Genomic DNA, 360 nt, shown 5'->3' on the forward strand with positions numbered 1-360 from the left:
TGACTGGAGGTCAGAACATGAACATTAAGAGCCTTCTCCTCGGCTCCGCAGCGGCTCTCGTCGCTGTATCCGGCGCACGCGCCGCAGACGCCATCATCGCAGCCGAGCCTGAGCCCGTTGAATACGTCCGCGTTTGCGACGCTTTCGGCACCGGCTACTTCTACATCCCGGGCACCGAAACCTGCCTGCGCATCCACGGCTACCTGCGTTACGACGTCGGCGCCGGCGAACTCTTCGCTGTGACCTCGGCCACCGGCGACGAAACCTACTTCAAGCGCGCCCGCTTCTCGTTCCGCACCTCGACCGCTTCGGAAACCGAAATGGGCACCCTGCGCACCTACACCGAGCTGCGCTTCCAGT

1 protein-coding gene is annotated in these 360 nt (G+C 63.6%); it reads left to right on the forward strand.

Annotated elements, in window-relative coordinates:
* Positions 1 to 17 precede the first annotated feature (17 nt).
* Positions 18 to 360, forward strand: a 343-nt coding sequence (locus LL06_RS25515; RefSeq protein ID WP_035533744.1) for a porin, incomplete at its 3' end; no start/stop codon positions are given.

Origin of the sequence: Hoeflea sp. BAL378 (genome assembly GCF_000759435.1) — a bacterium.
Classification (GTDB): domain Bacteria; phylum Pseudomonadota; class Alphaproteobacteria; order Rhizobiales; family Rhizobiaceae; genus Hoeflea.